Below are 23,660 nucleotides of genomic sequence, written 5' to 3'. Positions count from 1 at the left end.
CAGCATCCCACCCCGGGGCCCGCCGGCGGCTACGCCCGCCAGGGCAGTTCGACGGTCGCCGTGGTCGGACCGCCCGCCGGGGAGTCCACCACCAGCACGCCGTCCACCGCCCCGATCCGCTCGGAGAGCGCCTCCAGGCCCCGTCCGGCCGCCTGCTCCGCCCCGCCGACGCCGTCGTCCCGGACCTGGAGCATCAGCCGGTCCCCCGCCCGCCACACGTCCACGGAGGCCGACCGGGCGCGGGAGTGCTTGGAGACGTTCCGCAGCAGCTCCGAGACCGTGAAGTACGCGATGCCCTCGACGGCCGCGGCCGGCCGCTCCGGCATGTCCACGTTCACCGACACCGGGACCGCGCAGCGCGAGGCCACCGCCGAGAGCGCCGCGTCCAGACCCCGGTCGGTGAGGACGGCCGGATGGATGCCCCGGGCCAGGTCCCGCAGCTCCCGGAGGGCCAGCTTCACCTCGCCGTGCGCCTCCTCGACCAGGACCGCCGCCGCCTTCGGGTCCTCCGCCAGCTTCGCCTTCGCGAGCCCCAGCTCCATGGCGAGCGCCGAGAGGCGGGCCTGCGCGCCGTCGTGCAGGGCGCGCTCGATGCGCCGCAGGTCGGCGGCGGCGGTGTCCACCAGGACGCCCCGGTCCGACTCCAGCTCCGTCACGCGCGAGGCCGGCCGGGACGGGCCGAGCAGCCCGGAGACCAGGAACCGGTCGACGGCGACGAACCCGCGCAGCACCCACGGCCCGGCCATCACGACCACCAGGCCGACCAGACAGGTCGCCGTGACCTCGAGGGGCGAGTCGAGGAAGAAGTCGTGCGTCCCGTCGCCGTACAGCTGGAGGCCGTCCTGGCCGACGTACGCGGGGAACACCCACCGCCACAGCGGATAGGTGAGGAAGGCCCAGCCCCACGCCCAGAACGCCGTCGTCACCGAGAAGGTGAACACCGCCCAGGGCATGTGCACGACCGCGTACAGCAGGTGCCGCCAGGACGCCCCGCTCTTCAGCATCGCCCCCATCCACGAGAGCGCCCCGCCGGTCCGGCCCCGCACCGGCTCCGGCGCCGCCACGTCGAGACCGAGCAGGACCCGTGCCCGCGCCCGCTCCACGGCCCCGAACCCCCGGCACACGGCGAGCGCCCCGGCCAGGACCGGCACCCCGAGGAAGGTGATCAGCAGGCCGGCGCCGGCCGAGACGAGGGAGACGGAGAGCGAGAACCAGCAGACGCTCAGGGGCAGCCCGATCAGCACGTACCCGAGGGCGCGCCAGGTGCGGCCCTCGAACGGCGCGCGGATCGCGGCGGGAAGACGGGGAGAGGCCATGACGGACGTCCTTCTCTGCTGGTGGGCCGGGGTCGCACGGTCCAGGGTTCCGTCCCGGCGGGCGCCGGACCATGAGGGGAGTCGGCGTCCTGGGGCGGGGGTTTGCCCCACCCCGGACGGGGACGGGGCCGGGCGGCCGGCCACGGGAAGGGACGGGCCGGAAGGGGGCGGGCGGGCCACGGGAAGGGGTGGACCGGTCACGGGAAGAGGCAGGCCGGCCACGGGAAGGGGTGGACCGGTCACGGGAGGGGGTGGACCGGTCCGTCACGGGGCGGGCCGGGCGGTCGCGGGACGGGTCGGGTGGACATGGGGCGGGTCGACCGGGCAGGGGGCAGCTCGGCCGGGCACGGGGCGGGGCGGCCGGACATGGGCCGGGGCGGGGCAGGGCGGGGGGTCACGGGACGGGCCGGCCGGTCACGGCGCCGTCCGGTCCGTCACCGGGCCGTCGGCCGCCCCCGCCACGGCAGTTCCGCCGTGACCGTCGTCGGACCGCCCTCCGGGGAGTCCAGGACGAGCACGCCGTCGACCGCGCCGAGCCGTTCCGCGAGCCCGGCGAGCCCCGTACCGCCGTCGAGGCGCGCCCCGCCGACGCCGTCGTCCCGGACCTGGAGCATCAGCCGGTCCCCCGCCCGCCACACCTCCACGGAGGCCGACCGGGCGCGGGAGTGCTTGGAGACGTTCTGGAGCAGCTCCGAGACCGTGAAGTAGGCGATGCCCTCGATGGCCTCCGCCGGCCGCTCCCGCAGGTCGGCGGAGACCGTCACCGGCACCGTGCAGCGCGCGGAGACGGAGGACAGGGCGGGACCGAGCCCCCGGTCGGTGAGGACGGCCGGATGGATGCCCCGGGCCAGGTCCCGCAGCTCCTGGAGGGCCAGCTTCACCTCGCCGTGCGCCTCGTCGACCATCGCGGCGGCGGCCTCCGGATCGTCGAGCAGCTTCTCCTTGGCCAGGCCGAGCCCCATGGCGAGGGCGACGAGCCGGGCCTGCGCGCCGTCGTGCAGGTCGCGCTCGATGCGCCGCAGGTCGGCGGCGGCGGTGTCCACGACCACGCCCCGGTCCGACTCCAGCTCGGCGATCCGCCGCTCCAGCTCGTCGGAGGGCGCGAGCAGCCCCCGGACCATGGCCCGGTCGGCGTTGCCCAGCCACCGGGACACGAAGGGCAGGACCGGCCAGAGGACGAACAGCGAGACCAGCGTGACCGTGAACGTCAGGACGCCCCAGGGCAGCCGGACCAGTCCGTACAACTGGGTCCGCCAGGCCACCGGGTCCTTCAGCGCGGTCCACAGCCAGGGCAGGAAGCCGTCGTGCCGGGGCAGCGGGGACGGCTCCGGAACCGCGACGCCGAGCAGCGCCCGGCCCCGCGCCCGCTCCGACCGGCCGAGCAGACGGGCGCCGCCGAGCCCGACGGCCAGCAGCGGCAGGCCGATCACGGTGACCGAGAGCCCCACGCCCAGCAGGACGCTCACCACCGCGTACACGAAACCCACCAGCGTCGTGAGGAGGTTGGAGAGGTGGAAGGCGATCTCCTTCCACGTCTCCTTCCCGTAGACGGGACGCGGGCGCGCCGGGGCGGCGGGCGTGACGGCGGGATCGTGATCGGTGGTCATGGCCCTCAGGGTGCCCGGTGGGGGACGCGCGGCACCATGGGGGAGGTGGGCCGGTGACAGGGGGGATATCCCCACCGGAGCACCGTCCGGGCACCGTCCGGACACCGCCGGAGGAGCGCCCGCGCCTGCTTACGGCCCCTTGGTCAGGCCCTAGACTCGCGTCTGTACAGAACAGAAGTGACCCATGGGGCACCTGGACCGAGGGGCGGACGTGCGGGAACCGACCGTTGTCGCGGCCGACGCGGCGGACTACTTCCAGACGTACTCCGCCGTCGGCCTGCTCGCCGTCGTCGGCGTGCTCTTCGTCGCCGTGGCGTTCGCCGCCGGCCGGCTGCTGCGGCCCGTCGTGCCGACGCCGGAGAAGCTCCTCACGTACGAGTGCGGCGTCGACCCCGTGGGGGAGGGCTGGGCGCACACCCAGGTCCGCTACTACGTGTACGCCTTCCTCTACGTGGTCTTCGCCGTCGACTCGATCTTCCTCTTCCCCTGGGCGACGGTCTTCGCCGCGCCCGGCTACGGCGCCACGACCCTGGTCGAGATGTTCGTCTTCCTCGGCTTCCTGGCCGTGGGGCTGCTCTACGCGTACAAGAAGGGCGTCCTGGCATGGACGTAACACCCGGAACCGGTCCCGTGGCTCTGCCCGCCCCGAAGCTGGGCACGCTCGCCCGCCTGGCCCCCGAGCCGATGAAGGTGGTCCTCAACTGGGGCCGCCGCTACAGCCTGTGGGTCTTCAACTTCGGCCTCGCCTGCTGCGCGATCGAGTTCATCGCCGCGTCGATGGCCCGGCACGACTTCATCCGGCTCGGCGTGATCCCCTTCGCGCCCGGCCCGCGCCAGGCCGACCTGATGATCGTCTCGGGCACGGTGACGGACAAGATGGCGCCGGCCGTGAAGCGCCTGTACGAGCAGATGCCCGAACCGAAGTACGTCATCTCCTTCGGCGCCTGCTCCAACTGCGGCGGACCGTACTGGGACTCGTACGCGGTGACGAAGGGCGTCGACCAGATCATCCCGGTGGACGTGTACGTACCGGGCTGCCCGCCCCGTCCCGAGGCGCTGCTCCAGGGCATCCTCAAGCTCCAGGAGAAGATCGCCCGGGAGAGCCTGGCGGACCGGTACGCGACGGCGCCCCGGGCGTCGGTGGCCGAGCTGACGAGCCCCCTGACGCCCCCGCCGGGAGGCACCGCATGAGCACGCACGCGCACGCGTACGACTCCCTCCCGGACGCCGTGACGGAGGTCTTCGGCGCGGAGGCGACGGCGGAACGGGCGTACGACCTGCTGACGGTCGACGTCCCGCCGGCCTCCTGGATCGCGGCCCTGACCACGGCCCGCGACGCCCTGGGCTGCACCTACTTCGACTGGCTGAGCGCGGTGGACGAGCCGGGCACCGGCTTCCGGGTCTGCGCGCACGTGGTGGCCCTCGGCGGGGGCCGTCCGCGCCGCCTCCTCGTCCGCACGACGGTCCCGCACTCCGCGCCCGTCCTCCCCACGGCGGTGGAGGTGTACGCGGGCGCGGGCTGGCACGAGCGCGAGACCCACGAGATGTTCGGCGTGGACTTCACGGGCCACCCGAACCTGGTCCCGCTCCTCCTCCCCGAGAACTTCGAGGGCCACCCGCTGCGCAAGGACTTCGTCCTCGCGGCCCGGGTCGCCAAGGCGTGGCCGGGCGCGAAGGAGCCGGGCGAGTCCCACGACGGCGGCCCCAAGCGCCGCCAGATGCTCCCCCCGGGCGTCCCGGACCCCAACGAGTGGGGCCCCCTCAAGGGCCAGCTCCCCCCGGCCCCGGCCCGCGCCGAGCGCCCGGCCCGCCGCACCCGCTCGGTGACGGAGGGCTCCGCGACCCAGGACCCGGCGGCGGCTCCGGTGCGGCGTTCACGTTCCGTGTCGGAGGGTTCGGCGTCCCAGGCGGCGGGGGAGCCGGCGGCTCCGGTGCGGCGTTCGCGTTCGGCGTCGGAGGGTTCGGCGTCCCAGGCGGCCCGGGACCCGGCGGCGGCTCCGGTGCGGCGTTCGCGTTCGGCGGCCGACGGTTCGGCGAGCCAGGCGGCGGCACCGGGCACCACCCCGCCCGGGGCACCGCGCCCGCCGCGCCGCTCCCGTTCGGCCTCGGAGGGCTCGGTGAGCCAGGCGCCCCGGGAGCCGGCACCGTCCGGCCCCCGGAACACCGTCGGCTCCGACGCCCCCTGGCACCACGCCCGCCCGGCCTTCGACGAGGAACCCGCGACGCCCGGCACGACCCGGCCCGGGACGGACGCCCCGGAACCGGACGCCGGTCCCGCCGAGGCCCCGCCGGCCGGGCGCCCCAACGTCCCGGACACCGGTCCCGCCGAGGCCCCGCCGGCCGGGCGCCCCAACGACCCGGACACCGAACCCGCCGAGGCCCCGCCCACCGAACGCCCCGCCCACCCGGACGCCGAGTCCGGTGAGCACGGTGCCGACCCCGGTGACGGCACCGTCCCGCCCCCCGACCCCACCCACCCCGCCGGAGGCGATCCCGCGTGAACGACGTACTCGACGTCGCCCTCCGGCTGCTCGTCGTCTTCGCCGCCTTCCTGGTGCTGCCCCTCGTCGTCGGACAGGCCGAGCACAAGGTCATGGCCCACATGCAGGGCCGCCTCGGCCCCATGTACGCCGGCGGCTTCCACGGCTGGGCCCAGCTCGTCGCGGACGGGGTGAAGTTCGCGCAGAAGGAGGACGTGGTCCCGAAGGACGCCGACCGGCGGGTCTTCCGGCTCGCGCCGGCCGTCGCCCTCCTCCCGTACCTCCTCGTCCTCGTCGCGATCCCGGTCGGCCCGGGTGAGGGGGCCGTCGGCCGGGTCGTCGACGCCGGGATCTTCTTCGTGCTCGCCGTGATGGGCGTCGGCGTCCTCGGCAGCCTCATGGCCGGCTGGGCGTCCGCGAACAAGTTCTCGCTGCTCGGCGGCCTGCGGACGGCCGCCCAGCTCCTCGCGTACGAACTCCCGATGCTGCTCGCCGCCGCCTCCGTCGCGATGGCCGCCGGCACCGTCTCCCTCCCCGGCATCCTGGACGCCTTCGCGTGGTGGTGGGTGCCCTGGCAGATCACCGGCGCGCTCGTCTTCTTCGTGGCCGGCCTCGCGGAGCTCCAGCGGCCGCCGTTCGACATGCCGGTCGCGGACTCGGAGATCATCTTCGGCGCGTACACCGAGTACACCGGTCTCCGCTTCGCGCTCTTCCTGCTCGCGGAGTACGCGGGCATCGTCGTCCTCTGCGGCCTCACCACCGTCCTCTTCCTCGGCGGCTGGCACGGCCCCTTCGGCGCCGACGGCCTCGGCTGGGTCTGGACCCTCCTGAAGACCGCCGTCCTCGCCTTCGTCGTCATCTGGCTGCGGGTCAGCTATCCCCGCCTGCGCGAGGACCAGCTCCAGAAGCTGGCCTGGACGACGCTCGTCCCGCTCGCCCTCGCGCAGATCGCGCTCACCGGCATCGTGAAGGTGGCGATCCAGTAACCATGCCCCCTCTTCTCCCGCCCTCCCGGCCCGGCATCCCCGGCTCCGGCCTCGCCAAGGGCCTCGCCGTCACGCTCCGCACGATGACGAGGAAGACCGTCACCGCGCAGTACCCGGACGTGCAGCCCGAACTCCCGCCCCGCACCCGGGGCGTCATCGGCCTGTTCGAGGAGAACTGCACGGTCTGCATGCTCTGCGCCCGCGAGTGCCCCGACTGGTGCATCTACATCGACTCCCACAAGGAGACGGTGCCGCCCGCCGCCCCCGGCGGCCGCGAGCGCAGCCGGAACGTCCTCGACCGGTTCGCCATCGACTTCGCGCTCTGCATGTACTGCGGCATCTGCATCGAGGTGTGCCCCTTCGACGCGCTGTTCTGGTCGCCCGAGTTCGAGTACGCGGAGACCGACATCCACGAGCTGACGCACGAGCGCGACAAGCTCCGCGAGTGGATGTGGACGGTCCCCGAACCGCCCGCGCTCGACCCGCGCGCGGAGGAACCGAAGGAGATCGCCGCCGCCCGCAAGGCGGCGGAGAAGGCGGCGGCAGCGGCGGCCGCCGAGGGGGAACAGCGGTGATCCTGACAGCAGCGCGGACAGCCGTGGAGGCGGCACAGCAGAGCCACGGCTTCCTCTCGCCCACCGGCGTCGAGATCGCCTTCCTCCTCGTCGGCCTCGTCACCCTCGGGGCCGCCCTCGTCACCGTCACCACCCGCCGGCTGGTGCACGCCGCCCTCTGGCTGGTCGTGGCGCTCGGCGGGCTCGCCGTCGAGTACCTGCTCCTGACCGCCGAGTTCATCGCCTGGGTCCAGGTGCTGATCTACGTCGGTTCCGTCGTCGTCCTCCTCCTCTTCGGCCTCATGCTCACCAAGGCCCCCATCGGCCGCTCCCCGGACACCGACTCCGGCAACCGGCCGGTCGCGCTCGCCGTCGCCGCGTCCGCCGCGGCCGCGCTGGTCTGGGTCGTCGTGGACGCGTTCCGCACGACCTGGATCGACCTGGACGGCGCCGTCCAGGGCTCCACGGAGGTCACCGGCTCCGTCCTCTTCCGGCACTGGGTCCTGCCCTTCGAGGCCCTGTCGGTGCTGCTGCTCGCCGCGCTGGTCGGCGCGATCGTCCTCTCCCGCAAGAAGGACGCCGGGGAGACCGCGACGCCCGACGGAGGCACCCGCTGATGCACCTCGCCTACCCCGCCGTCCTCGCCGCCCTCCTCTTCTGCACCGGCGTCTACGGCGTCCTCGCCCGCCGGAACGCGATCCTGGTCCTGATGTCCGTCGAGCTGATGCTCAACGCCGTCAACCTCAACCTGGTCGCCTTCGACGTCTGGCTCCGCGACGCCCTCCACGCAGGCCAGGCCCTCACCCTCTTCACCATCGCCGTCGCCGCGGCGGAGATCGGCATCGGTCTCGCGATCGTCCTGATGGTCCACCGCACCCGCGGCACCGCGGACGTCGACCGCCTCCGCGACACGGCGGAGAACCCGCACCCGGACATGGACGAGACCTCCGACGAGAAGACCGAGGCCACCGCGTGACCACCACCACCCTCGCCGTCCTCGTCCCCCTCCTGCCCTTCCTCGGCTCGGCCGCCGGACTCCTCCTCGGCCGCGCCGCGCCCGGCTTCGTCCGCCCGCTCGCCGTCCTCCCGACCCTCGCCTCCGCCGTCCTGGCCGTCCTCGTGGCGGCCCGCCAGGGCGGCGGGAGGGCGATCGACGCCGCCACCCAGCTCACCCCCACCGGCTCCGTCCCGATCGACCTGGCCCTCCACGTCGACGGCTTCGCCGCCCTCGTCGCCGTCCTCGTCGGCGTGGTCGCGACCTGCGTGCAGATCTACTCGACCGGCTACCTCCGCGAGGACCCCCGCTACCCCTCGTACGCCGCGCTCGTCTCCCTCTTCACCGCCGCGATGCTCCTCGTCGTCTACTCCGGCGACCTGATGGTGCTCCTGGTCGGCTGGGAGGTCATGGGCATCTGCTCGTACTTCCTCGTCGGCCACTACTGGGAGACCCCCGAGGCCCGGTCCGCCTCCCTCAAGGCCTTCCTCGTCACCAAGCTCGGCGACGTCCCCTTCCTCATCGGGCTCTTCGCGCTCGCCGTCGACGCGGGCACCTTCCGGATCACCGGCGTCCTCGGCGCCGTCGCGACCGGCGGCCTCGACCACCCCACCGTGATCGCGCTGCTGCTGCTCGCCGGGGTCGCGGGCAAGTCCGCCCAGTTCCCGCTGCACACCTGGCTCCCGGACGCCATGGCCGGCCCCACCCCCGTCTCCGCGCTCATCCACGCGGCGACGATGGTCGCCGCCGGCGTCTACTTCACGGCCCGGCTGCTGCCCGTCTTCGCCGCCTCCGCCGCCGCGATGACCGTCCTCGCCGTGATGGCCGCGGTCACCATGACCGGCTCCGCGCTCGCCGCGCTCGCCCAGGACGACATCAAGCGGGTCCTCGCGTACTCGACGATCGGCCAGCTCGGCTACATGGCCGGCGCCCTCGCCGTCGGCGACCGGGGCGCCGCCGTCTTCCACCTCCTCTCGCACGCCGCGTTCAAGGCGCTCCTGTTCCTCGCCGCCGGCGCGGTCATCCACGCCGCCGGCACGAACTCGCTCACCGCCATGTCCCGCGTGAGCGGCCTCGCGAAGCGCGTCCCGGACGCGTACTGGACGATGACCGTCGCCCTCCTCGCGCTCGCCGCGATCCCGCCCTTCGCCGGCTTCTTCTCCAAGGAGGCCGTCCTCGTGGCCGCCGAGCACACCGCGCTCGGCGACCGGACCGCCGCCCCCGCCGCGGCCGGCTGGACCGTCCTCGTCGCGGGCCTCCTGACCGCCCTGCTCACCGCCGCCTACGCCCTCCGCCTCTGGCTGCGGACCTTCCGGGGCCGGGGCGCGGAGGCTCCCGACCACGGACGCCAGCCGATCGCGATGACGAGCGTCCTGTGGGTCCTCGCGATCCCCTCCCTCGGCTTCGGCCTGGCCGTCCGGTACCTCCCCGACCGGTTCGACGGGCACGAGCTGACCCCGACCGTCACCACCGCCGTCCTCGGCACCGGCCTCGCCGTCGCCGGAGCCGCCGTCACCTACGCGGTCTGGCGCACCCTCGCCGTCCGGACCCCCACCGCCCCCGCCACCCCGCACGTCGCCCACCCGGACGCCGACCCGGGCCTGGTCGAGGCCGAGGCGCTGGACCTGCCGCACCCCGCCGAGGACCCGGCCGACCCCGGCCGCGCCCTCCTCGGACCGCTGTACCGCCCCGCCGCCGACGGCTTCCACCTGGACGCCGCCTACCGGGCCGCCTTCGTCCGTCCCGTCCTCGCCGCCGCCTCCCTGGTCCGCTTCCTGGACCGCGAGGTCGTCGACACGTACGTCCGGGGCGCCGCCGGCACCGCCAGGGGCCTGGGCCTGCTCGTCCGCCGGGCCCAGACCGGCAACGTCCAGACCTATCTGAGCGCCCTGCTCGCCGGCTCGATCGTCCTGGCGATCGCCGCGGTCGCCCTCGCCAACGCCGTCGCCGGAGCGTGAACCGTGATCGACATCAGTGAATCCGTGATGCAGTTCCTCCTGGCGGCGATCGTCGCCGGACCGCTCCTGGGCGCCGTCGCCGCCCTCCTCCCGGCCCCGCCCGGGCTGAAGGGGACGTCACCCGACCAGGCCGTCCTGCGCCACGGCGTCACCGTCACCGGCGCGGTCCTGCTCGCCGCGCTCGTCCTCGCGGCCGGCTTCGACCACGACCACCCGTCGGCGATGCAGGCCACGACGGACATCGGCTGGATCGGGGCGCTGGACGTGCGCCTCCACCTCGGTGTCGACGGCATCTCCCTCCCCCTCCTGGTCCTGACCGCGCTGCTGACCTTCCTCTGTGCGCTGTACAGCTACTTCAGGATGCCGGCCGGGCCCTCCCCCAAGGCGTTCGTCGCCCTCCTCCTCGTCCTGGAGTCCGGCACCCTCGCCACCTTCGCCGTCCTCGACCTCGTCCTGTTCTTCCTCGCCTTCGAGACGGTCCTCGTCCCGATGTACTTCCTCATCGCCCGCTGGGGCGGCGAGGGCAGGGGCGCCGCCGCCGCGAAGTTCGTCCTCTACACCCTCCTCGGCTCCGTCGTCATGCTGCTCGGCCTGCTCCTCATCGGCGTCAAGGCGGGCACGTTCGACATGGTGGCGCTCGCCGCCGACGGCGGCCGCGGACTGTCCACGGCCGTGCAGGTCACCGCCGTCCTCGCGATCGGCCTCGGGCTCGCGGTGAAGACCCCGATGTGGCCGCTGCACAGCTGGCTCCCGGACGCCCACACCGCCGCCCCCACCGCCGGCTCCGTCCTCCTCGCCGGCGTCCTGCTCAAGATGGGCACGTACGGCTTCGTCCGCGTCGTCCTGCCGATCGCCCCCGACGGCATGCGGACCTTCGCCCCGTACCTCGCCGCCTTCGCCGTCGCCGGGATCGTCTACGGCTCGCTCGCCTGCCTCGCCCTCGCGCGGCCCGGCGCCCGGGGCGACCTCAAGCGGCTCATCGCGTACTCCTCGGTCGGCCACATGGGCTTCGTGCTCCTCGGCATCGCCACCATGACCCCCACCGGGGTCAACGGCGCCCTCTTCGCCAACATCGCCCACGGCCTCGTCACCGGACTGCTCTTCTTCCTGGCCGGCGCGATCAAGGACCGGTACGGCACCGCCGACCTCGACACCCTCGCCGGCGCCACCGGAGCCGCCCTCTACGGCCGCGCCCCGCGCCTCGGCGCCCTCCTCGCCTTCGCGGCCGTCGCCTCCCTCGGCCTGCCCGGCCTCGCCGGCTTCTGGGGCGAGATGCTGGCCCTCTTCGGCGCCTTCGACCCGGCCCCCGGCCTCAGCCGTCCCGCCTTCCTCACCTTCACGGCGATCGGCGCCTTCGGCACCCTGCTCACCGCCGCGTACCTCCTGGCCGTCGTCCGCCGGGTCTGCATGGGCGGCCCCCGGCCCGCCGGGGAGGCCCCGGTCCCCGACGTCCAGGGGTACGAGTTCGCCGCCTGGACCCCGCTCGTCGCCCTCACCGTCCTCGCCGGACTCTGGCCCGCCGTCCTCCTCGGCCTCACCGACCCGGCCGTCCAGAAGCTCCTCGCCGGAGGCACCCAGTGACGTCGCCGCTCGTCCAGTCCGTCGACTGGCTCACGATCGCTCCCCCCGTCCTCACGGCCGCGGTCGCCCTCGCCGTCCTCGTCGCCGACCTCTTCGTCCCGGAGGAGCACAAGCGGTTCCTGGGCGGGGCCGCGATCACCGGCCTCGCCGCGGCCCTCGCCCTCCTCCTCCCGCTGCGGAGCGGCGACCGCTCCACCTTCTGCCTCACCCCCGACACGCGGGTCGAGGCGTGCAGCTACACGGCCGACCACTTCACCCTCGTCGTCCAGCTGCTCGTCCTCGGCGGCGCGCTCCTCACCGCGCTGCTCTCCCTGGACGCGACCCGCGAGAGGCTCCCGGCGGGCGAGTTCTGGTTCCTGCTGCTCTCCTCGGCCGCCGGCGCGGCCCTGCTGCCCGCCTCCCGGGACCTCGCCACCCTCGTCGTCGCCCTGGAGGTGGCCTCCCTGCCCGCCTTCGCGCTCGTCGGCCTCAAGCGCGGCGACCGCATGTCCGGCGAGGCCGCCCTCAAGTTCTTCCTCTCCTCCGTCACCGCGACCGCCGTCACCCTGCTCGGCGCGAGCTTCGTGTACGCGGCGACGGGCACCCTCCACCTCACGGAGATCGCCCAGCGCCTCGGCGACGTCCCCGGGCAGCTCCAGACCCTCGCCGAGGCGGGCGTCGCCCTCACCCTCGTCGGCTTCGCCTTCAAGACGGCCGCCGTCCCCTTCCACTTCTGGGTCCCCGACACCTACGTCGGCGCCCCGCTGCCCGTCGCCGCCTACCTCTCCGTCGTCGGCAAGGCCGTCGGCTTCACCGGGCTGATCCTGGTGACGGTCGTCGCCTTCCCCTCGTACGCGGACGTGTGGGGCCCGGCGCTCGCCGTCCTCGCCGCGCTCACCATGACCGCCGGGAACGTCGCGGCCCTCCGCCAGGCCACCACGCGCGCGTGGAGCGCGGTCCGGCTGCTCGCCTGGTCCTCCGTCGCCCAGGCCGGCTACCTCCTGGTGCCGATCGCCGCCGCCGCGTACTCCGGCGACGACCAGATCGGCGCCACCGTCGCGTACGCCCTGATGTACGCCGTCGTGAACCTCGGCGCCTTCGCGGTCGTCGCGCTCGTCGCGCGCGTGCGCCCCCGGAACCGGATCGAGGACTACCGGGGCCTGTACGCCACGAGCCCCGCGGCGGCCCTCGCGCTCGCCTTCTTCCTCCTGAATCTGGCCGGTCTGCCCCCGGGTGTCATCGGCCTCTTCGCCAAGGTGACCGTCTTCTCGTCGGCCGTCGACGCGGGCCTGGGCTGGCTGGCCGTGGTCATGGCGCTCAACGTCGTGATCGCGCTGTCCTACTACCTCCGCTGGACGGCCCTGCTCTTCCGCACCCCGGAAGAAGCGCCGGAAGAGGCGCCGGCGGGAGCGCCGGCGGGATCGGCGGCGGTGCCGGCGACGGCCGCCGCCCCCCTGCGGACCCCCGCGCCGATCACCGCGGCCATCGCGCTGACCGCCGTCGCCGGAGCCGTCCTGTCGGGCTACCCGCAGTTCGCGCTCCGCTTCGCGGCGAACAGCCTTTTTTAGACCCACGACACGGCACCCAGAGTCACCGAGGAGCAGAACCCCGTGCTGAACGGATTCAAGGACTTCATACTTCGCGGGAACGTCATCTCGATGGCCATCGGCCTGGCCGTCGGAACGGCGTTCACCTCCGTCGTCACGGGGTTCAGCAAGGCCTTCATCACCCCGCTCATCGGCCTCGCCACCGGCACCGTCGGCAACTTCAACGACGCGACGTTCAGCATCGGCAGGACCGTCTTCCCCTACGGCCTGGCCATCTCCGCGACCATCGCCTTCGTCATCACCGCGGCGGTGCTCTACTTCCTGATCGTCGTCCCGATGACGAAGATCCAGCACCGGTTCGCCAAGGAGAAGGCCGCCGACCCCAAGTCGGAGAAGCGGGACTGCCCCCACTGCTACAGCGAGATCCCGGCCATCGCCTCCCGCTGCGCCCACTGCACCGGCGAGGTCGAGCCCGTCGCCGGCATCCTGGAGAAGATCGAGGTCCCGGCGCCCCGCTGATCACCCGGACGGCCCACGGCCGGCCCCGGCGCGGCCGGGGAACCCGGACCCCCCGCCTGGCGTTGACCAGTACGGGAGGGTCCACTGGACGTGAGGACCCCACCCGGACGAAGCCCGGGGAAGGGCCACCACGAAGAAAAAGGGTTCCCCGCCGCACCACCTGGAGGGCGTACCGTGCACCGCCGGCACAACGGGCTGAGGACCGCCGTACTCCTCGGAGGGCTCTCGGCCCTCATCATCGTCATCGGCAGCTTCTTCGGGCGTACGGGGCTGCTCGTCGCGCTCGTCGTGGCGCTCGGCACCAACGCGTACGCCTACTGGAACAGCGACAAACTGGCGCTGCGGGCCATGCGCGCCCGCCCGGTCAGCGAGTTCGAGGCCCCCGCGCTCTACCGGATGGTGCGCGAGCTCTCCACGCAGGCGCGCCGGCCCATGCCCCGGCTCTACATCTCGCCGACCCGGGCGCCCAACGCCTTCGCCACCGGACGCAACCCGCGCAACGCCGCCGTCTGCTGCACCGAGGGAATCCTCGGCCTCCTCGACGAGCGCGAGCTGCGCGGGGTGATCGGGCACGAGCTGAGCCACGTCTACAACCGGGACATCCTCATCTCCTCGGTCGCGGGAGCGCTCGCCTCCGTGATCATGTTCCTGGTCAACTTCGCCTGGCTGATCCCCGTCGGCCGCTCCAACGACGACGAGGGGCCCGGACTGCTCGGCATGCTGCTGGTCATGATCCTCGGCCCGATCGCCGCCTCGGTCATCCAGCTCGCGATCTCCCGCTCCCGGGAGTACGAGGCCGACGCCTCCGGAGCCCAGCTCACCGGCGACCCGCTCGCCCTGGCGGGCGCCCTGCGGAAGCTGGAGGCGGGCACCAAGCAGCTCCCGCTGCCGCCCGAGCCCCGGATCGAGACCGCGAGCCACATGATGATCGCGAACCCGTTCCGTCCCGGCCAGGGCCTGTCCCGGATGTTCTCCACCCACCCGCCGATGGCCGAACGCATCGCCCGGCTCGAAGAGATGGCAGGCCGACGCCCGTGAAGACGATCCTGAACGTCATATGGCTGGTCCTGTGCGGCTTCTGGATGTTCCTCGGCTACCTGCTCGCGGGCGTCCTGCTCTGCGTCACGGTCATCGGCATCCCCTTCGGGCTCGCCGCCTTCCGCATCGGCGCGTACGCCCTGTGGCCCTTCGGCAAGACGGTCGTCGACCGCCGCGACGCGGGCGCGCCCTCCTGCGTGGGGAACGTCCTGTGGCTGGTCCTCGCCGGCTGGTGGCTGGCCCTCGGCCACGTCACCACCGGCATCGTCCTCTGCCTGACCGTCATCGGCATCCCGCTCGGCGTCGCGAACTTCAAGCTGATCCCGGTCTCGCTGCTGCCCCTGGGCAAGGAGATCGTCCCCACGGACCGCGCCACGGGCGTCCACGTCCCGCAGGGCCGCTGACCGGGCTACCGGAGCCCGGTCTCCCGCAGGGTGATGTTGAGCCGCCCCCGCAGCCCGAGGGCGGGCTCGGCCGTCCCCGGGAACACCCGGGGCACCCCGTGGTGCGCCCACCGCGACGGACCGCCGAACACGAACAGGTCCCCGGAGGCCAGCTCGACGTCCCGGTACGGCCGCCCCCGGTTCTCCTCGTTCCCGAAGCGGAACACGCACCGGTCCCCGAGGCTCAGCGACACCACCGGCGCGCCGGAGCGCTCCTCCCGGTCCTGGTGCATCCCCATGTGCGCCCCGGGCGCGTAGAAGTTCACCAGGGCGGTGTCGGGCGCGAAGCCGCCGTGCTCCCCGCAGGCCTCGGCGACGGCCTCCCGTCCGAGCGAGACCAGCCAGTCCGGCAGCGGTTCCCCGACGGCGTCGAGATACCGGTACGGCACCCACTGCCGCCCCAGGCACAGCGACCGCACCGACATGACGCCCCCGCCCGGCAGCACGGTGTGCCGGTAGGGCACCGGCCCGCGCCCCCACGCCCGGCAGGCGTCCACCAGCTCCCGCTGCCGCGGGAACGGCAGCCACCCGGGCACGTGCACGGCCCCGGGCGCGACGACGGCCCGTTCCCGGGGAAAGAGCTCCCCGGTCACACCAGGGCCCCCTCCAGGCCCAGCAGCCGCTCCTTGCGCTCGATCCCGGCGGCGTACCCGCGCAGGGCCCCGTCGGCCCCGATCACCCGGTGGCAGGGCCGCACCACGAGCAGCGGATTGCGCCCGATCGCGGTGCCCACGGCCCGCACCCCGGCACCGGAGGAGCCCACCCGCCGGGCGATCTCCCCGTAGGAGACGGTCGTCCCGTACGGGATCTCCTCCAGGGCCTCCCAGACGCGCCGCTGGAACGCCGTGCCGCTCTCGGCGTACGGCAGGTCGAACCGGTCCCGGTCGCCCGCGAAGTACTCGCGCAGCTGCCCGGCGGCCTCCTCGAAGGCGCCGGGCGCGTGCGTCCAGCCGGCCCCGACCCCGGCGGCGCCCTTCTGCCCCGGCAGGGACAGCGAGCACAGCACGGTACGGCCCCCGGCGGCGGGCCGCCCGACGAGCAGCATCTCGCCCAGGGGGCCGTCGACGTACGCATACACGGTCATGACTGGTTCCTCTCCCGCACGGGTCTTCCACGACCCAGTGTGCGGGGCCGCGGGCGGCGGAGCTGGCGGGATTCGGACACGGCTCTCGCCCCGGCCCGCGCAAGCGGCCCGCCCCCGCGCCGCCGAACGCCGCCGGCTCCGCCCCTACGGGCGTGACCGGCCGCCGCAGGCGGCGATCCGGGCCGCCAGCTCCTCGTGGCCGACGGGTTCGCCGCAGATCCGGCGCACGGCGGCCAGCCCCAGACTGGCCTGCCCGGTGGCCTCCACGAGGGCGCGGGAAGCGACGTGGAAGTGCCACTGGCCGACGTCGAGCGGGTCGTAGTCGGCGTGGGTGCGCGCGGTGTGGAGGGCGAAGACGTAGACGTCGGCGTTGTAGGACCGCGCCCCGGAGACGCCGTCCCCGGCGGTCCAGGTGCGTCCGCGCAGGCGGGAGAAGCGGATGTCCGACAGCCGGGCCTGCCCCCAGGCCTGGAGGTAGGCGCTCGTCTTCACCTCGATCCTCAGCCCGTCCGGCGAGAGGACGTCGAAACTGTCCCACTCCGCGTTGCGCCGCACCGCGCCCACCGCGCGGTGGACCAGGAACTCCGCGAGCAGGCCCCGCGTGGTATTGGTCCGGAGGTCGGGCATCGCGTAGCGCCAGAAGTCCAGCACCGTCCCGGCGTCCGCGCCGCGGAAGGCCTCGTCGCCCCCGAGCGGCACCAACTCGGCCGGGGCGTACCGGGTGTCGGGAATCGTGCGGTCGGACGACATCCCCCCAGCCTCCCACGCGGCCGGCCCCGGAAACGCACGGAGGCACGGCGTCCGTCGTCCCCGGCGCCGTGCCTCCGACGCGTCCTCCGGCCGCGGAGGGACCCGCTAGCGGTAGTTCACGAACTGGATCGCGAAGTCGAAGTCCTTGCCTTTGAGGAGCGCCTGCACGGCCTGGAGGTCGTCCCGGCTCTTCGAGCTGACCCGCAGCTCGTCGCCCTGCACCTGGGCCTTGACGCCCTTGGGGCCCTCGTCCCGGATGGTCTTCGCGACCTTCTTCGCGTTCTCCTGCGAGATGCCCTCGGTGACCGACGCGAAGAGCTTGTACTCCTTGCCGGACAGCTGCGGCTCGCCCTCGACGTCCAGCGACTTGAGCGAGATCCCGCGCTTGATCAGCTTGGACTGGAAGATGTCGAGGATCGCCAGGACGCGCTCCTCGCCGTTCGCCTGCATCAGGATCTTCTCGCCCGACCAGGAGATCGAGGCGTTGGTTCCCTTGAAGTCGTAGCGCTGCGAGATCTCCTTCACGGCCTGGTTGAGGGCGTTGTCGACCTCCTGCCGCTCGACCTTGGAGACGATGTCGAAACTGGAGTCGGCCATGACTCGTGGCTCCTTGCTCGGATGCTGTGGGGTACAGCGCAAAGCCTAGGGGGTGAGCCGGGGCCCGAACCGCTGATCAACCCGGTGGCGGACCACCCCCGGGGATCGGGTATTGTTTACGTCGTTGCCAGGGAGAACCGCCGGAAGGCGGGTCCGACGGGCGACGATCCCATGGCGGTGTGCCCGAGTGGCCAATGGGAGCGGACTGTAAATCCGTCGGCTTAGCCTACCCAGGTTCGAATCCTGGCGCCGCCACGCGACGAGAAGGTCCCCGGTGTTCGCGCCGGGGACCTTCTTCGTTTTCTCCGGTTCCGAGGCTCCCGCCGGGGTCAGTTCCCGGCCACCGCGCGTACCGCGACCGAGAGCGGGACCGACCCCGAGACCAGTTCCAGGGTGAGGCCGGACGTCGCCGGGGTGTCGAGGAGTTCGGCGAGGACCGCCGCCACGTCGTCCCGGGGGACCCCGCCCCGGCCGGTGCGGGCCTCCAGGCGGACCAGGCCCGTGCCCGGGTCGTCCGTGAGGGCGCCGGGGCGCAGGATCGTCCAGTCCAGGGCCGCGCGGGAGCGGATCTCGTCGTCCGCCGCGCCCTTGGCCCGCAGGTACGCGTCGAAGATCCCGTCCCCCGGGTGGGACGCGTCCGCGCCCATCGAGGAGACGACGACGTACCGCCGCACCCCCGCCAGCTCCGCCGCGTCCGCGAAGAGCACCGCGGCGCCCCGGTCCACCGTCTCCTTGCGGTCCGCGCCGCTCCCCGCGCCCGCGCCCGCGGCGAAGACGGCCGCGTCGGCGCCCCGCAGGACGTCCGCGACCTCCTCGGCCGACGCCGACTCCAGGTCCAGGACGACGGGCTCGGCGCCCGCCTCCCGCAGGTCGGCGGCCTGTTCCGCCCGGCGGACGATCCCCACCGGTTCGTGCCCGGCCGCCGAGAGCAGCCTCTCCAGGCGCAGGGCGATCTGTCCGTGTCCTCCAGCGATGACGATGCGCATACTCACGACCGTACGACGGGACCGGCCGGAGGGCTCCCCGGCCCGGGCGGCCGTTCCGGGCGCGCCTGCCGCGGCAGGCCGAGCGCCGCCGCCGGGTCGCGGTACTCCCGCACCGCGCTCGTCCGCGCCACGACCCGCCCCCGGTGCACCACGATCCGGCTGTACGCGAGGGACAGCACGCCCGCGAGCCGTTCGCCCCGCACCGCCAGCAGCTCCGCCGGGAAGCCCGCCTCCACCCGCACCTCCGGCAGCCCGAGCACCGCCCGCGCCTCCGTGCCCACCGCCCCGTACGCCTCCTCCGGCGAGAACCCGCCCAGCGAGGCGAGGAGGTACGCCGCCTCCAGCGGGTCCCCGCGCCCCACCGGGCAGGACGCGTCCCGCAGCGCCCCGCTCCCGGCCGCCGTCCGCACCCCGGCCGACCGCAGCAGGCGCGCCGGCGCCCCGCCCCGCGTCCCCGTCCCCCCGCAGCCGCCCTGCGGCAGGCACACCGCCGTCACCCCGGCCGCCGCCAGCCGGTCCGCCGCCCGGCCCGCCACGTCGGGAGGGAGCCGCCCGAGCCCCGCGCACGGGCCGACCGCCACCCCGGCCCGCAGCCCGCCGGCCATCGCCGCGAACCGCGCGAGCCAGGCCGGATCGTCCCCGTCGGTGTGCAGGTCCACCGGTACGCCGTGTTCCGCCGCCACCTCCAGGACCGCCTCCGCGTACCCCGCCGGGTCCGGGTCGAGGTCCGGCCGGCCGCCGACCGCGTCCGCGCCCGTCCGCACCGCGTCCCGCAGCAGCGCGCGCCCGTCCGCGCCCGCCGCCCCGGTGAGCCGCCCGGGGACGGCGACGGTGGTCAGCGCGCAGAGCCCGTGCAGCGAACGCCGGGCCCGGAGCACCGCCTCCAGGGGGCCGAGCCCGCGGGCGTCCCCGATCCCCACGTGCGCGCGGAGCGCGGTCGCGCCGTGTCCGAGCTGGAGCAGCGCGGCCTCCGTGGCCCGGCGCCGCACCTCCCCGGAGGCGTACGAGAGGGGGCCGGGGGAGTCGGCGGTGAGCGCGGTGTCGGCGTGGGCGTGGGGCTCGGCCGGGGCGGGCAGCAGCAGGTAGCCGGTGAGGTCGATCCGGGCGCCCGGGCCGGCGGGGGCGAGGCTGCCGGCGGTGCCGACGGCCTCGATCCGTCCGCCGGCGAGCCGTACGTCCACGGTCCGCCCGTCCGTGAGGCGCGCGTGCGAGAGCAGGAGCGGGGCCGGGCCGCCGGTCTCCTCCCCGGGCGGCGGGGACTGCGTGCTGTCGGCCGGCATCGGGCTCCTCGGCACTTCTCGGGATCAGGACCACGCGGCGTGGGCCGAGCCTAGAGGGGCCGGGAGCGGCCTTCGCGGAGAAGCGCGACGGCCGGTCCGACGAGGGCACGTGTGGCGTACGGGACGCCTGGTGGGGGCACCCGGGCGGGCCCGGGGAAACGGATTTGGGTGATGGGCGGGAGAGCGTGTAATGTCTTCCTCGCTCGCCCCAATAGCTCAGTCGGTAGAGCGTCTCCATGGTAAGGAGAAGGTCTACGGTTCGATTCCGTATTGGGGCTCTGGTGAGAAGGACCCGCCTTCGGGCGGGCTCCGGATCATCAAAGCGGTGTAGCTCAGTCGGTAGAGCAAGCGGCTCATAATCGCTGTGTCACCGGTTCAAGTCCGGTCACCGCTACACACGGTAGCCGATTGTGGGGTCGGTCCTTCGATCGGCTACCCTTTTATGCGTTCATCCGTCCAACCGTCCGTCCAAGGAGCACTCACGTGGCTGCCACCGACGTCCGCCCGAAGATCACGCTGGCCTGCGTGGAGTGCAAGGAGCGGAACTACATCACCAAGAAGAACCGGCGTAACAACCCGGACCGTCTTGAGATGAAGAAGCACTGCCCCCGCTGCAACTCGCACACCGCGCACCGCGAGACGCGCTGATTCAGGCTCGTACACGAGGCCGTCCCCGTCAGGGGGCGGCCTCGTGTCGTTTGTCCACCGTGGTTTCATCGGCAACAGATCCAGAGATCCAGCAGGAGGTAGCGAGTCCATGGCGCTCGACCAGTCCTTCGTGGGCCGGACCTATCCGCCCACCCCGCCCTACGAGGTCGGCCGCGAGAAGATCCGCGAGTTCGCCGAGGCGATCGGGGACGCCCACCCCGCCTACACCGACCCGGAGGCGGCGAAGGCGCTCGGCCATCCCGACGTGATCGCCCCGCCCACCTTCGTGTTCTCCATCACGTTCAAGGCGGCCAGGCAGGTCGTCGAGGACCCGCAGCTCGGCCTCGACTACAGCCGGGTCGTCCACGGCGACCAGAAGTTCGCCTACACCCGCCCCGTACGGGCCGGGGACCGGCTCTCGGTCACCTCCACCATCGAGGCGATCAAGTCCCTCGCCGGCAACGACGTCCTGGACATCCGCGGCGAGGTCCACGACGAGACCGGCGAGCACGTCGTCACCGCCTGGACCAAGCTCGTCTCCCGCGCGCCCGAGGGGGTCTGACCATGACCGCGAAGATCGCCTACGACGAGGTCGAGGTCGGCACCGAGCTGCCCGCGCGGACCTTCCCGGTGACCCGTGCCACCCTCGTCCGGTACGCCGGCGCCTCCGGGGACTTCAACCCCATCCACTGGAACGAGAGGTTCGCGGTCGCGGTCGGCCTCCCCGACGTCATCGCCCACGGCATGTTCACCATGGCCGAGGCGGTCCGCGTCGTCACCGACTGGGCCGGCGACCCCGCCGCCGTCGTCGAGTACGGCGTCCGCTTCACCAAGCCCGTCGTCGTCCCGGACGACGACACCGGCGCCCTGATCGAGGTCGCGGCCAAGGTCGCCGCCAAGCTGGACGACGGCCTGGTGCGCGTGGACCTCACGGCGACCAGCGCCGGCCAGAAGGTGCTCGGGATGAGCCGGGCCGTGGTGCGGCTCGCCTGAGAGACGTGTACGAGAGCCCGGCGTCCGACGGCGCCGGGCTGTCACTTTTCTACTGTGGCAGTCGAGAAAAGTACTCTTGAGCCCGTGCACGTACTCAACGACGCCCCCCTCGCCCCCCTCACCACCTTCCGCCTCGGCGGCCCCGCCGCCCGCCTCGTCACCGCCACCACCGACGACGAGGTGGTCGCGGCCGTCCGCGAGGCCGACGACGCCGGGACGCCGCTGCTGGTCATCGGCGGCGGCTCCAACCTGGTCATCGGGGACAAGGGGTTCGACGGCACCGCGCTCCGGATCGCCACCACCGGCTTCTCCCTCCGCGGGACCCGTCTGGAGCTGGCCGCCGGGGAGGTCTGGACGGACGCCGTGGCGCGGACCGTCGAGGCCGGGCTCGCCGGGATCGAGTGCCTGGCCGGCATCCCCGGCTCGGCCGGCGCCACCCCGATCCAGAACGTCGGCGCGTACGGGCAGGACGTCTCCGCCACCGTCACCGAGGTCGTCGCGTACGACCGGACCGCGCGCGAGACGGTCACCCTGACCAACGCCGAGTGCGCCTTCTCGTACCGGCACAGCCTCTTCAAGGAACACCCCGAGCGGTACGTCGTGCTGCGCGTCCGCTTCGGCCTGGAGGACGCCGGCGGGCTCTCCGCGCCGGTCAAGTACGCCGAGACCGCCCGCGCCCTCGGCGTCGGGGCGGGCGACCGCGTCCCGCTCGACCGGGCCCGCGAGACCGTCCTGAAGCTGCGCGCGGGCAAGGGCATGGTCCTGGACCCGGAGGACCACGACACCTGGTCGGCGGGCTCCTTCTTCACCAACCCGATCCTCACGGCCGACGCGTACGAGGCGTTCCTCGCGCGCGTGGCCGAACGGCTCGGCGCGGACGTCGTCCCGCCGGCCTTCCCCGCGGGCGACGGCTTCAAGACCTCCGCCGCCTGGCTGATCGACCGCGCCGGGTTCACCAAGGGGTACGGCACCGGGCCCGCCCGCATCTCCACCAAGCACACCCTCGCCCTCACCAACCGGGGCGGGGCGACCACCGAGGACCTGCTGGCGCTCGCCCGCGAGGTCGTCGCGGGCGTGCGCGAGGCGTTCGGGATCACCCTGGTCAACGAGCCCGTGATGGTGGGCGTGGAGCTCGGGCGGGTCTGAGCGGCCCCGGCGGGCCCCGCCGGACCGTACCGTCCCCGCGCCGCCTCACTCCGCGGGCGCTGCCAGCCAGTCGTCGATGCCCGCCAGCAGCTTCGCCCGGACGCCCTCCGGCGCCGCCGAGGCCCGCACCGACTGCCGGGCCAGCTCCGCCAGCTCCGCGTCCGTGAACCCGTGGTGCCGCCGGGCGATCTCGTACTGCGCCGCGAGCCGCGACCCGAAGAGCAGCGGGTCGTCCGCGCCCAGCGCCATCGGCACGCCCGCCTCGAAGAGGGTCCGCAGCGGTACGTCCTCGTGCTTCTCGTACACCCCGAGGGCCACGTTCGAGGCGGGGCAGACCTCGCAGGTCACCCCGCGTTCGGCGAGCCTCCGCAGCAGGCGCGGGTCCTCCGCCGCCCGCACCCCGTGGCCGACCCGCGACGCCCGCAGGTCGTCCAGGCAGTCCCGCACCGAGGCCGGTCCCGCCAGCTCGCCGCCGTGCGGGGCCGCCAGCAGCCCGCCGTCCCGGGCGATCGCGAACGCCCGGTCGAAGTCGCGCGCCATGCCGCGCCGTTCGTCGTTGGACAGCCCGAAGCCCACCACGCCCCGGTCCGCGAACCGCACCGCGAGCCGGGCCAGCGTGCGGGCGTCCAGGGGGTGCTTCATCCGGTTCGCGGCCACCAGGACCCGCATCCCCAGACCGGTGTCCCGGGACGCCGACTCCACCGCGTCCAGGATGACTTCGAGCGCCGGGATGAGCCCGCCGAGGTGCGGGGCGTACGAGGTGGGGTCGACCTGGATCTCCAGCCACCCCGACCCGTCCCTGACGTCCTCCTCGGCCGCCTCGCGGACCAGCCGCCGGATGTCCTCCGGGGTGCGCAGGCAGGAGCGGGCGATGTCGTAGAGCCGCTGGAAGCGGAACCAGCCGCGTTCGTCGGTCGCCCGCAGCTTGGGAGGCGTACCGCCGCTCAGCGCCTCGGGGAGGTGCACGCCGTACTTGTCGGCCAGTTCGATCAGCGTCGCGGGCCGCATCGAACCGGTGAAGTGCAGGTGCAGATGGGCCTTGGGCAACAGGGTGAGGTCGCGGGAATCGTTCGGGCGGTTCGGGGGGTGCCCCTCTGAAAAGGCCAGCATCGATCGATCCTGCCGTACTCGAATGGCTGTGGACACCCGCTTTCCCCGATCGGGGCCCGTCCGA

General features: G+C 73.9%; 26 protein-coding genes and 3 tRNA genes. 20 read left to right on the top strand and 9 right to left on the bottom strand.

Annotated elements, in window-relative coordinates; genetic code table 11:
* Positions 1 to 29 precede the first annotated feature (29 nt).
* Positions 30 to 1,316, bottom strand: coding sequence for a sensor histidine kinase (locus ACZ3IL_RS04840; RefSeq protein WP_467386534.1), 1,287 nt, complete (start codon positions 1,314 to 1,316; stop codon positions 30 to 32).
* A gap of 434 nt (positions 1,317 to 1,750) precedes the next feature.
* On the bottom strand, positions 1,751 to 2,923 hold the full coding sequence (locus ACZ3IL_RS04835; protein ID WP_467386532.1) for a sensor histidine kinase: 1,173 nt from the start codon (positions 2,921 to 2,923) through the stop codon (positions 1,751 to 1,753).
* Positions 2,924 to 3,107: 184 nt separating this feature from the next.
* Between ACZ3IL_RS04835 and ACZ3IL_RS04830 the strand changes: the two genes are divergently transcribed.
* The 13 genes from ACZ3IL_RS04830 (at position 3,108) to ACZ3IL_RS04770 (ending at position 14,963) form a co-directional block, all read left to right on the top strand.
* Positions 3,108 to 3,536, top strand: coding sequence for an NADH-quinone oxidoreductase subunit A (locus ACZ3IL_RS04830; protein WP_467386530.1), 429 nt, complete (start codon positions 3,108 to 3,110; stop codon positions 3,534 to 3,536).
* Positions 3,527 to 4,114, top strand: a complete 588-nt coding sequence (locus ACZ3IL_RS04825; RefSeq protein WP_467386528.1) for an NADH-quinone oxidoreductase subunit B — start codon at positions 3,527 to 3,529, stop codon at positions 4,112 to 4,114. Before ACZ3IL_RS04830 ends, ACZ3IL_RS04825 begins: the two co-directional genes overlap by 10 nt.
* Positions 4,111 to 5,424, top strand: a complete 1,314-nt coding sequence (locus tag ACZ3IL_RS04820) for an NADH-quinone oxidoreductase subunit C (protein WP_467386526.1) — start codon at positions 4,111 to 4,113, stop codon at positions 5,422 to 5,424. Before ACZ3IL_RS04825 ends, ACZ3IL_RS04820 begins: the two co-directional genes overlap by 4 nt.
* Positions 5,421 to 6,389 carry a complex I subunit 1/NuoH family protein gene (locus ACZ3IL_RS04815; protein ID WP_467386524.1) on the top strand — a complete coding sequence of 323 codons (969 nt, stop codon included), beginning with the start codon at positions 5,421 to 5,423 and terminating at the stop codon, positions 6,387 to 6,389. Before ACZ3IL_RS04820 ends, ACZ3IL_RS04815 begins: the two co-directional genes overlap by 4 nt.
* Before the next feature lie 2 nt (positions 6,390 to 6,391).
* Positions 6,392 to 6,964: a NuoI/complex I 23 kDa subunit family protein gene (locus ACZ3IL_RS04810; RefSeq protein WP_467386522.1), complete on the top strand. Its 573-nt coding sequence runs from the start codon at positions 6,392 to 6,394 to the stop codon at positions 6,962 to 6,964.
* Complete coding sequence (locus ACZ3IL_RS04805) at positions 6,961 to 7,560, top strand: NADH-quinone oxidoreductase subunit J family protein (protein ID WP_467386520.1); 600 nt, start codon at positions 6,961 to 6,963, stop codon at positions 7,558 to 7,560. The genes ACZ3IL_RS04810 and ACZ3IL_RS04805 overlap by 4 nt, the downstream gene beginning before the upstream one ends.
* Positions 7,560 to 7,919, top strand: coding sequence for an NADH-quinone oxidoreductase subunit NuoK (gene nuoK / locus ACZ3IL_RS04800; RefSeq protein ID WP_467386518.1), 360 nt, complete (start codon positions 7,560 to 7,562; stop codon positions 7,917 to 7,919). The genes ACZ3IL_RS04805 and nuoK overlap by 1 nt, the downstream gene beginning before the upstream one ends.
* The gene (locus ACZ3IL_RS04795) at positions 7,916 to 9,895 is read left to right on the top strand and encodes an NADH-quinone oxidoreductase subunit 5 family protein (protein WP_467386516.1); all 1,980 of its coding nucleotides are present in this window, start codon (positions 7,916 to 7,918) and stop codon (positions 9,893 to 9,895) included. Before nuoK ends, ACZ3IL_RS04795 begins: the two co-directional genes overlap by 4 nt.
* Positions 9,896 to 9,922: 27 nt before the next feature.
* Positions 9,923 to 11,476: a complex I subunit 4 family protein gene (locus ACZ3IL_RS04790; protein ID WP_467386822.1), complete on the top strand. Its 1,554-nt coding sequence runs from the start codon at positions 9,923 to 9,925 to the stop codon at positions 11,474 to 11,476.
* A complete protein-coding gene (locus ACZ3IL_RS04785; RefSeq protein ID WP_467386514.1) occupies positions 11,473 to 13,023 on the top strand; it encodes an NADH-quinone oxidoreductase subunit N in 1,551 nt (516 codons plus the stop codon). Before ACZ3IL_RS04790 ends, ACZ3IL_RS04785 begins: the two co-directional genes overlap by 4 nt.
* Before the next feature lie 42 nt (positions 13,024 to 13,065).
* Positions 13,066 to 13,521: a large conductance mechanosensitive channel protein MscL gene (gene mscL / locus ACZ3IL_RS04780; protein ID WP_467386512.1), complete on the top strand. Its 456-nt coding sequence runs from the start codon at positions 13,066 to 13,068 to the stop codon at positions 13,519 to 13,521.
* Between the two features lie 174 nt (positions 13,522 to 13,695).
* Complete coding sequence (gene htpX, locus ACZ3IL_RS04775; RefSeq protein WP_467386510.1) at positions 13,696 to 14,559, top strand: zinc metalloprotease HtpX; 864 nt, start codon at positions 13,696 to 13,698, stop codon at positions 14,557 to 14,559.
* Positions 14,556 to 14,963, top strand: a complete 408-nt coding sequence (locus tag ACZ3IL_RS04770; protein WP_467386508.1) for a YccF domain-containing protein — start codon at positions 14,556 to 14,558, stop codon at positions 14,961 to 14,963. The genes htpX and ACZ3IL_RS04770 overlap by 4 nt, the downstream gene beginning before the upstream one ends.
* Positions 14,964 to 14,968: 5 nt before the next feature.
* On the opposite strand, the gene ACZ3IL_RS04765 is transcribed toward ACZ3IL_RS04770, so the two are convergent.
* From ACZ3IL_RS04765 to ACZ3IL_RS04750, 4 genes are all read right to left on the bottom strand, one after another.
* Positions 14,969 to 15,595, bottom strand: a complete 627-nt coding sequence (locus ACZ3IL_RS04765; RefSeq protein ID WP_467386506.1) for an alpha-ketoglutarate-dependent dioxygenase AlkB family protein — start codon at positions 15,593 to 15,595, stop codon at positions 14,969 to 14,971.
* Positions 15,592 to 16,086: a methylated-DNA--[protein]-cysteine S-methyltransferase gene (locus tag ACZ3IL_RS04760; RefSeq protein ID WP_467386504.1), complete on the bottom strand. Its 495-nt coding sequence runs from the start codon at positions 16,084 to 16,086 to the stop codon at positions 15,592 to 15,594. The genes ACZ3IL_RS04765 and ACZ3IL_RS04760 overlap by 4 nt, the downstream gene beginning before the upstream one ends.
* A 144-nt stretch (positions 16,087 to 16,230) precedes the next feature.
* The gene (locus ACZ3IL_RS04755) at positions 16,231 to 16,836 is read right to left on the bottom strand and encodes a hypothetical protein (RefSeq protein ID WP_467386502.1); all 606 of its coding nucleotides are present in this window, start codon (positions 16,834 to 16,836) and stop codon (positions 16,231 to 16,233) included.
* Between the two features lie 105 nt (positions 16,837 to 16,941).
* Complete coding sequence (locus ACZ3IL_RS04750; RefSeq protein WP_388688099.1) at positions 16,942 to 17,433, bottom strand: YajQ family cyclic di-GMP-binding protein; 492 nt, start codon at positions 17,431 to 17,433, stop codon at positions 16,942 to 16,944.
* Positions 17,434 to 17,606: 173 nt separating this feature from the next.
* Here ACZ3IL_RS04750 and ACZ3IL_RS04745 point away from each other — a divergent pair.
* Positions 17,607 to 17,688 (top strand) — tRNA-Tyr (locus ACZ3IL_RS04745).
* A gap of 74 nt (positions 17,689 to 17,762) precedes the next feature.
* Here ACZ3IL_RS04745 and ACZ3IL_RS04740 read toward each other — a convergent pair.
* Complete coding sequence (locus tag ACZ3IL_RS04740; protein ID WP_467386499.1) at positions 17,763 to 18,419, bottom strand: SDR family oxidoreductase; 657 nt, start codon at positions 18,417 to 18,419, stop codon at positions 17,763 to 17,765.
* A 2-nt stretch (positions 18,420 to 18,421) separates the two neighbouring features.
* Complete coding sequence (locus ACZ3IL_RS04735) at positions 18,422 to 19,699, bottom strand: amidohydrolase family protein (protein WP_467386497.1); 1,278 nt, start codon at positions 19,697 to 19,699, stop codon at positions 18,422 to 18,424.
* A gap of 205 nt (positions 19,700 to 19,904) precedes the next feature.
* Here ACZ3IL_RS04735 and ACZ3IL_RS04730 point away from each other — a divergent pair.
* The 6 genes from ACZ3IL_RS04730 to ACZ3IL_RS04705 all read left to right on the top strand — a co-directional run bounded on the left by ACZ3IL_RS04730 (position 19,905) and on the right by ACZ3IL_RS04705 (position 22,486).
* Positions 19,905 to 19,977: transfer RNA gene (locus ACZ3IL_RS04730), tRNA-Thr, on the top strand.
* 43 nt (positions 19,978 to 20,020) lie between these two features.
* Positions 20,021 to 20,093, top strand: a tRNA-Met gene (locus tag ACZ3IL_RS04725).
* An 89-nt stretch (positions 20,094 to 20,182) separates the two neighbouring features.
* Complete coding sequence (rpmG, locus tag ACZ3IL_RS04720) at positions 20,183 to 20,347, top strand: 50S ribosomal protein L33 (RefSeq protein WP_003956487.1); 165 nt, start codon at positions 20,183 to 20,185, stop codon at positions 20,345 to 20,347.
* A gap of 109 nt (positions 20,348 to 20,456) precedes the next feature.
* On the top strand, positions 20,457 to 20,909 hold the full coding sequence (locus ACZ3IL_RS04715; RefSeq protein ID WP_467386495.1) for an FAS1-like dehydratase domain-containing protein: 453 nt from the start codon (positions 20,457 to 20,459) through the stop codon (positions 20,907 to 20,909).
* Between the two features lie 2 nt (positions 20,910 to 20,911).
* Positions 20,912 to 21,340, top strand: a complete 429-nt coding sequence (locus ACZ3IL_RS04710; protein ID WP_467386493.1) for a MaoC family dehydratase — start codon at positions 20,912 to 20,914, stop codon at positions 21,338 to 21,340.
* A gap of 54 nt (positions 21,341 to 21,394) precedes the next feature.
* Positions 21,395 to 22,486, top strand: coding sequence for a UDP-N-acetylmuramate dehydrogenase (locus ACZ3IL_RS04705; protein ID WP_467386491.1), 1,092 nt, complete (start codon positions 21,395 to 21,397; stop codon positions 22,484 to 22,486).
* A 45-nt stretch (positions 22,487 to 22,531) separates the two neighbouring features.
* On the opposite strand, the gene ACZ3IL_RS04700 is transcribed toward ACZ3IL_RS04705, so the two are convergent.
* Positions 22,532 to 23,596: an adenosine deaminase gene (locus tag ACZ3IL_RS04700; protein ID WP_467386489.1), complete on the bottom strand. Its 1,065-nt coding sequence runs from the start codon at positions 23,594 to 23,596 to the stop codon at positions 22,532 to 22,534.
* Positions 23,597 to 23,660 lie beyond the last annotated feature (64 nt).

The sequence above is a fragment of the Streptomyces sp. NPDC014907 genome (assembly GCF_055562975.1).
Note: the sequence above shows the minus strand (reverse complement) of the source record. Positions and strands in the feature narration are given on the sequence as shown.